Raw genomic sequence first — 7,903 nt, 5'->3', positions numbered from 1 at the left:
CGGGCGCGGCCCCCCCCCCCTCCCACCCCCCGCCGGCCGCCCCCCCCCCCCCCCCCCCCCCGCGGGGGGGGGCGGGGGGGGGGCGGGGGCCCCCCCCCCCCCCCCCCCCCCCACGACCCTGTTGTCGCATCTCCGTAGCGGGTTGCGAGCAGGCCGCGGCACCAGCCCGCGTTCGCTTCGATGCTGACGCGCGTGGTCCGCGCGAAGCGCAGCCGCACGGGCAGCTCCTCCGCGGTCATCGGTGCGCCGTCGTCGTCGACCAGCAACGGCGCTTCGTCGTCCGCGGGCAGGCCGAGCTGCCTGCGACGGCGGCGCAGTTCGTCGAGTTCGCGGCCTTCGCCGAGGTCTCCCAAGCGCAGCCGCACCAGCTCCTCGCGGGTGGTCCGCGACGCCAGGAGCCGACTCGCCAGCTTCTCCTGGAATGCGAGATGTGCCTTGCGCAGGAACGTTTTTCGGAGCTCGTCGAGTTCTCCGGCAGCCAGTCCCGGGAATGCGGCGTCGAATCCACCACCCGCGCTCACCCCGGCGTTGATCTCCGCCGCCGCGAAGTGGTCGAGCAGCCGCACCGAAACCCGGTCCACACCGGGGATCGCCGCCACCGCGTCGTGGGCGTCGGACACCATGAGGTAGGCGAAGTTGGGTGCGCAGAAGTAGGTCGGCAACCGGAGGTCCACGCGCACCGCCGCGCCGACGACCTCGCAATCGACGACGAACCGCAGGTCGGTGATCGGTTCGTCGAGTTCGGGATCCACGACGGTGCCCAGCGCCCGCCACACCTCGGACACCAGGTCGACGGCCGCCGTCACGACGCCATCACCTCCTCCGACGCGCGCAGCTCCGCAGGCACTTCGATGTCGTAGAGCCGGGCCATGTTCAGCCCGAGGATCTTCCGCTTGACCTCCGGGGTGAGCGTGCCGTACTCGCTCTGCAGGTCCGCCGGGATCTGGAAGTCGACGAACTTCTCGATCAGCCACTTCGGCGTCCAGATCGCGTAGTCGCTGGCGAAGGTGATCCGGTCGGGGTCCAACCAGTACAGCAGTTCGCCGAGGATCTGCGCGAAGTAGCGCGGCCGGGAATGGATGAACGGCATCGCCACCGCCAATCCGCCGTAGACGTTGGGCTCCTGGGTGGCGATCCAGCAGAAGTCCTCCAGCCGGGGCAGGCCCACGTGCTCGACGATGAAGTTCAGCTCCGGGAACGCGGTGGCCACGTCGTCGACGTCGGCGACGTCGAAGGCGTCCCGGTTGAGCGGGTAGATGGTCGGTCCCTTGTGGATGTGGATGTTGCGGATCCCCAGCTCCAGGCACTTCTCCAGGTAGCGGTAGGACCACGGGTCGGTCAGCTTCCAGCCCTTGGAGTTGCCCTTCCACTCCGCGGTGTAGAGCTTCACGCCCTTGAGCTGCCAGCGGTCGGCCAGATTCGCCAGCTCCGCCAGTCCGGCCTCGCCGTCGCGCGGGTCCCAGCTGCCGTTGACGATGAACTTGTCCGGGTGCTTCTCGGCCAGCGCCCCATCCTGCTCGGTGGTGTTGAACCCGTTGACGAAGAAGTCCGTCAGGTAGGTCGGCTGGAAGATCGCCTTGTCCACGTAGCCGACCTCGAACAGGTCGTGCAGCACATCCGCTTCGCTCTGCTTCTGGAAGTGCTCCAGCGACCACAGGGCGTCCGCCGGGCTCAGGTTGCGGTGGTAGTCGTAGAAGCAGTTCAGGAATCCCGTGCCGTAGCGGTTCGCCTGATTCTCCGGGGTGCCGTCCCAGAAGTGGACGTGGCCGTCCACGATGAAGTACTTCTCGCCGTCCTTGGCGTACATGGCTGCCGCCTTTCCGTGTCGTCCGGTGCGGATGTCAGGGCACGAGGATGGCGCGGCCACCGGGAATCCGGCCCGCGTCGAGGTCTGCCAGGGCCTGCAGCGCTTGGTCCAACGGGTACTGCCGGGTGCGCAGCGCGACCTTGCCCTGCGCGGTCAACGCCATCAGCTCGACGAGGTCGTTGTAGGAGCCGACCAGGTTGCCGATCACGTTGATCTCGCGGGAGATGATGTCGATGGTGGGGACGTCGACCCGGCCGCCGTAGCCGATCACGAAGTAGGAACCCGCTTGCCGGGTCAGCGCTACCCCGTCGGCCTCGGTGCCCTGCTCCCCCACGAAATCCAGCACCACGTGCGCGCCCTTGCCCTCGGTGATCTCCAACGCGGCGTCGATGTGCGTGCCATCGGCGAGCACCGCGTGGTGCGCCCCGAGCTGGGTTGCGAGGTCGAGCGCTTCCGGCGATCGGTCGATCACGGTGATCTCGGCCGGGGTCATCGCCAGCAGTGACTGCAGCCCGATGTGTCCCAGCCCGCCAGCCCCGATCAGCGCGACGTGCGTCCCCGCGTACAGCAGCGGCACCGCCTTGCGCACCGCGTGGTAGGCCGTCAGCCCCGCATCGGCGAGCGCCGCCACCGCGGCGGGCTCCAATCCCTCGTCGAGCTTGACGACTGAGCGCGCGCTGGTCAGCAGCAGCTCCGCCATCCCGCCGTCGGTGTTGATGCCGGGGAACTGGGAGCTCTCGCAGTGCACGTCGTCGCCGGAACGGCACGCGCGGCACAGCCCGCAGGTCACCAGCGGGTGCAGGATCACCTTGTCGCCCGGCGACGCATTGGTCACCGCGCTGCCCACCTCGCGCACCGTGCCCGCGTTCTCGTGACCGATGGTGTAGGGCAGCTGGACACCGCTCTTCTCCCGCCACTGCCCCTCGATGATGTGCAGGTCGGTTCGGCACACCCCGGCGGCGTTGATCTCCACCAGAACGTCCCACGGACCCTTCACCACCGGCTCGGGCACGGATTCGATCGTCGGCTGCCGGTCGTAGGCGTGCACTCGTACTGCTTTCACCTGACACTCCTTCGTGTCGAAGTACCTGGGCCACTCTCAGGTTGCGACGCCGCGTCCTGGCGCGCTAGGGGGTGCCGGGCACCCGTGGGGTTCCAACCGCCGCGACCCGACCGGAGACCCCACGAGCTCTACCGGCGGCGCCGGTAGTTCAGGGCCCCCGGCTGTGCTGGTCAAGCAATGTTCGAAGGTCTCACCATGCCCTCGGCGAGATCGCCGAAGCCCGGCGCCACGATCGCTCCCGGGTTCTGCACGACCTCCTCGACCAGCAGGGTTTCGGTGGTCAACAGCAGCGAGGCGATGGATGCCGCGCTCTGCAGCGCGGAGCGGGTGACCTTCAGCGGGTCGATCACGCCGAAGTCGAACATGTCCCCGTACGCACCGAGCAGGGCGTTGAACCCGTGCCCGGCCGGTAGCTCCGCCACCCGCGCGAGCACCTCGTCGGCCGGATGACCTGCGTTGATCGCGATCCAGCGCAGCGGCTCGGGCAGCGACCGGCGGACGATCTCGTGGCCGAGCGCCGCGTCGCCGGTCAGGTCGGCCGAGTCGAGCGCGACCGCCGCCTTCACCAGGGCTGTTCCGCCACCGGCGAGGACCCCTTCCTCGATGGCCGCCCGGGTGGCCGAGATAGCGTCCTCGACGCGGTGCTGCTTCTCCTTCAGCTCCACGCCGGTGGCTGCCCCCACCCTGAGCACGGCGACGCTGCCGGACAGGCGGGCGATGCGTTCCTGCAGGGCGTCCTGGTCGTGCTCGTTCTCCGCGCGCGCGAACTCGTGCTTGAGCTGGTCGATGCGGGCCGACACGGAATCCGGCCGTCCCGCGCCGCCGACGATCGTCGTGCTGTGCTCGGTGACGGTGATCTTCTCGCAGCGGCCGAGGTGTTCCAGCTGGGTGGACTCCAGCCGCAGGCCCGCGTCGCCGGTGATCACCTGCCCGCCGCACAGCGTGGCGATGTCGGCCAGCTGCGCCAGCCTCCGGTGCCCGAAGCCGGGCGATCGGAGGGCGACCGAGCGGAACGTGCCGTGCACGTTGTTCGTGACCAGCATGCCCAGCGGCGGGCCCTGCACGTCTTCGGCGATGACCACGAGCGGTTTGCCGGTGCGGGTCACCTGCTCCAGCACTGGCATCAGCGCCTGCACCTGGGTGATCTTCTCGTTGGTGAGCAGCAGGTACGGGTCCTCCAGGACGGTTTCCATCCGCTCCGGGTCGGTGACCATGTAGGGCGAGAGGTAGCCGTGGTCGAACTCCAGGCCGTCCACGAAGTCGACCTCGATGCCGAAGCTCGGGGACTCCTCGACGGTCACCACGCCGGTGGTGCCCACCCGGTGCATGGCCACCGCGATCAGCCGCCCGACCTCCGGGTCGTTGTTCGCCGACAGGGTCGCGACCTGGGCGAGATCCGCCTCGCCGGTGACCGGACGCGCTTCGGCGCGCAGCACCTCCACGACCGCGCGCACGGCGTGCTCGATGCCGTTCTTCAGCAGCATCGGGTTGGCGCCTTGGTCGACGGCCTTGAGACCTTCCCGCACCATCGCCTGCGCCAGCACGGTCGCCGTGGTGGTGCCGTCCCCGGCGACCCCGTTGGTCTTGTTCGCGACCTCCTTGACAAGTTGTGCGCCCATGTTCGCGAACGGGTCCCGCAACTGGATTTCCCGCGCGATGGTGACCCCGTCGTTGGTGATGCTCGGTGGCCCGGTGAGCTTCTCGATGACCGCGTTGCGCCCCTTGGGGCCCAACGTCACCTTGACCGCGTCGGCCAGCGCGTTGACGCCGGATTCGAGCAGCTGCCTTGCTTCCACGTTGAAGCGGAGATCCTTGGCCATCTCTGGTTCGTCCTTCTGGCTAGTTGGTTCGTCGCGGCGGTGCGGAAGAACGAGTTCAGGCGGTGCGCAGCGGACCGCTCACCGCTTCTCCGGCCCGCTGGCGGACGCGGGCCTCGACGATCACACGCACGGTGCCGCTGCGGTCGAGTCCGGCCGTGTTCGGGCGTTGTTCGATCCCGCTGATCCGCCAACCTTTCGCGTGCAGTCCGGACAGCGCGTTCCGCACGCAGTCGTGATGCTCGGCCAGCGGCGGCCGGTAGACCTTGACGCTCGTCCGAACGTCGTGCAGTGCCGGAGCGGTCCGCACGGCGGCTTCGATCTCCGGCAGCAGCTCGCGTTGTGCACCGGTCCGCCACAGCGTGGCTGGCAGCCGCAGCAGGATCCGCAGCGAACGGCCGTCGGTCGAAACAGCGGTGACGAGTTCCCGTTCCGTCAGCGAGAGTTCGCCGTCTCCGGGGCGGATCCGGGCCAGCGCATCCCACACCTCGGCCAGCACGTGACTGCAGAAATCGCGTTCCATTCCAGTACCGCTTCCGTGTGATCGTCGACAGCGGGCACCGAGGGCGGGCGGCCGGAGGCATCCCTTCCGCGCCGCCGCCCGCTCCCGGCTTCACCCCAGCCGACCGGTTCGTCAGGACATCGGTTTGAGGTCGAAATCGATGTGCTCGGCGGCGTCCTCGGGATTGGCGAACAGCACCGTCCGGTCGTCGAGGTGCACCATCCGCCCGTAGTGGGTGGACATGATCTCCTCGAAGTCGGCCTGGTCGAAGTCGAACCCGATCTCCTCAGCGATCTCGTCGAAGTCGAAGACCAGCGAGCCGCGCCCGTCGACCCGGATCATGGACGGCAGGTGGTCCACCTGGACGCCCTCCTTGCGGGCCATGATCTCGGCCACCACGTGGCCGTTCTGGTTGTTCATCAGGGTCACGCCGCACATGTTCGAAGCGGTCTTGTTCGCGGTGAACGGCTCACGCGTCGCGCTCATTCGGTCAGCTCCTTCGGTTCGGACAGGCCCAGTTCGCCGAGCAGGGCGGCGAAGCCTTCGCGTGCGGCCGTCCACGAGTCGGCGAAGGCGACGACCTTCTCCTGGGGTTGCGACCAGATCGGCTGCAGTTCATGCGCCGCGCCGCGGCACAGCGGCGCCCATTTGTCCACCCACGACTGCAGGAGTTGCCGATTCGCCGGGGCATGTTGGGGATCCTGGGTGAGCATGGTGAAAAGCGCGCGGGTGTACTTCAGGTCGCGCTCGTAGTCGTTCTCGCCCGCTCCGACGAGCGTCGGGGTGACGTAGTCGCCGTTGCGCGCCGCGATCTGCATCACCAGGTGGCTGCGGAACAGCACGCCCACCAGCGACTCGAAGACGACGTTCGTCGCGAACAGCGCCTCGGCCCAGTCGCCGATGGCGGTGAGGTTCTCGACGACTTCGCGGACCGGTTGCCACACCGGATCGGTGTGCCAGGCGGACCGGTGCGCGGTGCCGTCGAAGTCGTCGAAGGATTCGCTGAGATCCAGGTTGTACAGCGCGAGGTCCTGCGCGTAGCGCAGCTTGTGCGCGCTGTTCACCGCGATGGCGTTGTTGATCATGTTGGTGGGACCGGAGCGCTGGGCGGCCACGAAGACGTGCATGCCCAGCCCGTTCTCCGCGTGCATCCAGGCACCGAGGTGTTGTTCGACGAAGCGGGTCCAGCCGCGCGACCAACCGCGGTAGGCACCGGCCTGCTTGGCGTTGGCCAGGTTCTGCTGGATCTGCCGGACCACGTTTGAGTTGTTCCGGTAGATCGTCTGCTCCCACTCCTCGTTCGGATCGCGGAACCGGTGCCAGTCGGCGGATTTCAGCGCCGTCCAGTCCTTTGGGTAGCCGCCGTCACCGTCCGCGAAGCCGTAGATCCAGCCCTGGCTGAGGTGTCGTTCGGGGTCGGGCTGCACGTCGAAGGTGACGTCCTCGTACATGGTGGCCCGCATCTTCTTGGGCGTGAAGTAGTTGTACGAGCGGCTGCCGGAGCTCGGGAACTCCAGCGCACCCGCCTCGGCGTCGGTGAACTCCGGTTTCGGGAAGCTCCGCCCGCTCTTCTGCTGCGTTGCCATGGATGCACTTCCTCGTCAGTTGGTCGTCCACTGTGGATCTCATCGGTCGGCTTCCGCGGAAACCGTGAACTTGTCGTAGAAAACCTGCTCCTGCGGTACCTGCCGCTCGGCCAACATCGCGAGTCCGGCTTCGACCATGGGCGGTGGCCCGCACAGGTACACGTCGCAGGCCGCCAGCCGGTCCTCGCAGCTGTCGACGACGTCGGTCACCATCCCGCAGCGCCCGGACCAATCGACGTGCGAGAGCACCGGGACGAAGTCGAACCCTGCGATGCCGGAGCCCAGGTCCCGGATCTCGTCGAGGTAGAACAAGTCCTGCTCGGTCCGGGCGCCGTAGTAGAAGACGACATCGCGGTCGAAGTCGGTCTTCGCCGCGATCTGCCGCAGGATCGACAGCACCGGCGCCATGCCCGCCCCGCCCGCCACCAGCACGATCCGGCGGTCGGATCCGGCCCGCAGGGTGAAGGTGCCGTACGGGCCGGTGACCTCCAGTTCGTCGCCGACCGACAACCCGTCGGCCAGCAGCGCGGAGAACTTCCCGCCCGGGTAGCGCTTGATGATGAATTCGAGGGTGCTGTCGTGGCTGCGCGGCAGGTTCGCCATCGAGAACGACCGGTGTTCACCGGTACCGGGCACAGCGATGTCGACGTATTGGCCGGGGTGGAACTTGAACTCGTCGGCGCCGGTGACCACCAGCCGCAGCAGGCTGATGTCGGCGGTGACCGCTTCGACCGCGGCGACCCGCGTCGGGACGGTGACCACCGGGAGCCCGGCGCGGATCATGTCCTCGTCGTAGTTGAGCAGTTCGATGTCCAGATCGCTGTAGGCGTGCGATCGGCACAGCAGCACGTACCCTTCTTCGCTCTCGTAGTCCGCCAACGCGAACGTGGAGTAGCGCCCCATCTGCAGGTCACCGTCGAGCAGGAACGACTTGCACGACGAGCACTGGCCTTCCTTGCAGCCGTGCATCAACATCACGCCCTGCCGGAACGCCGCGTCGAGCACGGTCTCGTCCTCGTTCGCCTCGATCTCGATGTCGACGGGATCGAAGTGGATGCGATGGGTATCGCCCATGGACGTCACTTCCTTTCAGCGCTGCGGAAACTTCCGGCGGCGCCTTGAAACGAC

General features: G+C 68.1%; 8 protein-coding genes. All 8 read right to left on the bottom strand.

Features of this window, described 5'->3' with window-relative positions; genetic code table 11:
• Nucleotides 1–806: iron-sulfur cluster assembly protein (locus MOQ72_RS34075; protein ID WP_308198031.1), on the bottom strand; the 806-nt coding region annotated here is incomplete at its 3' end.
• Nucleotides 803–1,807 carry an amidohydrolase family protein gene (locus MOQ72_RS34070; protein WP_242189939.1) on the bottom strand — a complete coding sequence of 335 codons (1,005 nt, stop codon included), beginning with the start codon at nt 1,805–1,807 and terminating at the stop codon, nt 803–805. The genes MOQ72_RS34070 and MOQ72_RS34075, both read right to left, overlap by 4 nt.
• A 34-nt stretch (nt 1,808–1,841) precedes the next feature.
• Entirely contained in the window at nt 1,842–2,870 is a 1,029-nt protein-coding gene (locus MOQ72_RS34065; protein ID WP_242189938.1) for an NAD(P)-dependent alcohol dehydrogenase, read from the bottom strand.
• Nucleotides 2,871–3,040: 170 nt separating this feature from the next.
• Nucleotides 3,041–4,690: a chaperonin GroEL gene (gene groL, locus MOQ72_RS34060; protein WP_242189937.1), complete on the bottom strand. Its 1,650-nt coding sequence runs from the start codon at nt 4,688–4,690 to the stop codon at nt 3,041–3,043.
• Between the two features lie 55 nt (nt 4,691–4,745).
• Nucleotides 4,746–5,210, bottom strand: coding sequence for a hypothetical protein (locus MOQ72_RS34055; RefSeq protein WP_242189936.1), 465 nt, complete (start codon nt 5,208–5,210; stop codon nt 4,746–4,748).
• Between the two features lie 111 nt (nt 5,211–5,321).
• On the bottom strand, nt 5,322–5,675 hold the full coding sequence (gene mimD, locus MOQ72_RS34050; protein ID WP_242189935.1) for a propane 2-monooxygenase effector subunit MimD: 354 nt from the start codon (nt 5,673–5,675) through the stop codon (nt 5,322–5,324).
• Nucleotides 5,672–6,775, bottom strand: coding sequence for an aromatic/alkene monooxygenase hydroxylase subunit beta (locus MOQ72_RS34045; protein ID WP_242189934.1), 1,104 nt, complete (start codon nt 6,773–6,775; stop codon nt 5,672–5,674). The genes mimD and MOQ72_RS34045 overlap by 4 nt, the downstream gene beginning before the upstream one ends.
• Before the next feature lie 39 nt (nt 6,776–6,814).
• Nucleotides 6,815–7,849: an FAD-binding oxidoreductase gene (locus MOQ72_RS34040; protein ID WP_242189933.1), complete on the bottom strand. Its 1,035-nt coding sequence runs from the start codon at nt 7,847–7,849 to the stop codon at nt 6,815–6,817.
• Between the last annotated feature and the right edge of the window lie 54 nt (nt 7,850–7,903).

Origin of the sequence: Saccharopolyspora soli (genome assembly GCF_022678645.1) — a bacterium.
GTDB lineage: Bacteria > Actinomycetota > Actinomycetes > Mycobacteriales > Pseudonocardiaceae > Saccharopolyspora > Saccharopolyspora soli.
This window is presented reverse-complemented; position numbering and strand designations above follow the sequence as displayed.

Excerpts from the sequence above, each read along its gene's own strand:
- MOQ72_RS34040 (WP_242189933.1), bottom strand. The coding sequence starts at position 7,849 with ATGGGCGATACCCATCGCATCCACTTCGATCCCGTCGACATCGAGATC.
- MOQ72_RS34070 (WP_242189939.1), bottom strand. The coding sequence starts at position 1,807 with ATGTACGCCAAGGACGGCGAGAAGTACTTCATCGTGGACGGCCACGTC.
- mimD (WP_242189935.1), bottom strand. The coding sequence starts at position 5,675 with ATGAGCGCGACGCGTGAGCCGTTCACCGCGAACAAGACCGCTTCGAAC.
- MOQ72_RS34055 (WP_242189936.1), bottom strand. The coding sequence starts at position 5,210 with ATGGAACGCGATTTCTGCAGTCACGTGCTGGCCGAGGTGTGGGATGCG.
- MOQ72_RS34045 (WP_242189934.1), bottom strand. The coding sequence starts at position 6,775 with ATGGCAACGCAGCAGAAGAGCGGGCGGAGCTTCCCGAAACCGGAGTTC.
- groL (WP_242189937.1), bottom strand. The coding sequence starts at position 4,690 with ATGGCCAAGGATCTCCGCTTCAACGTGGAAGCAAGGCAGCTGCTCGAA.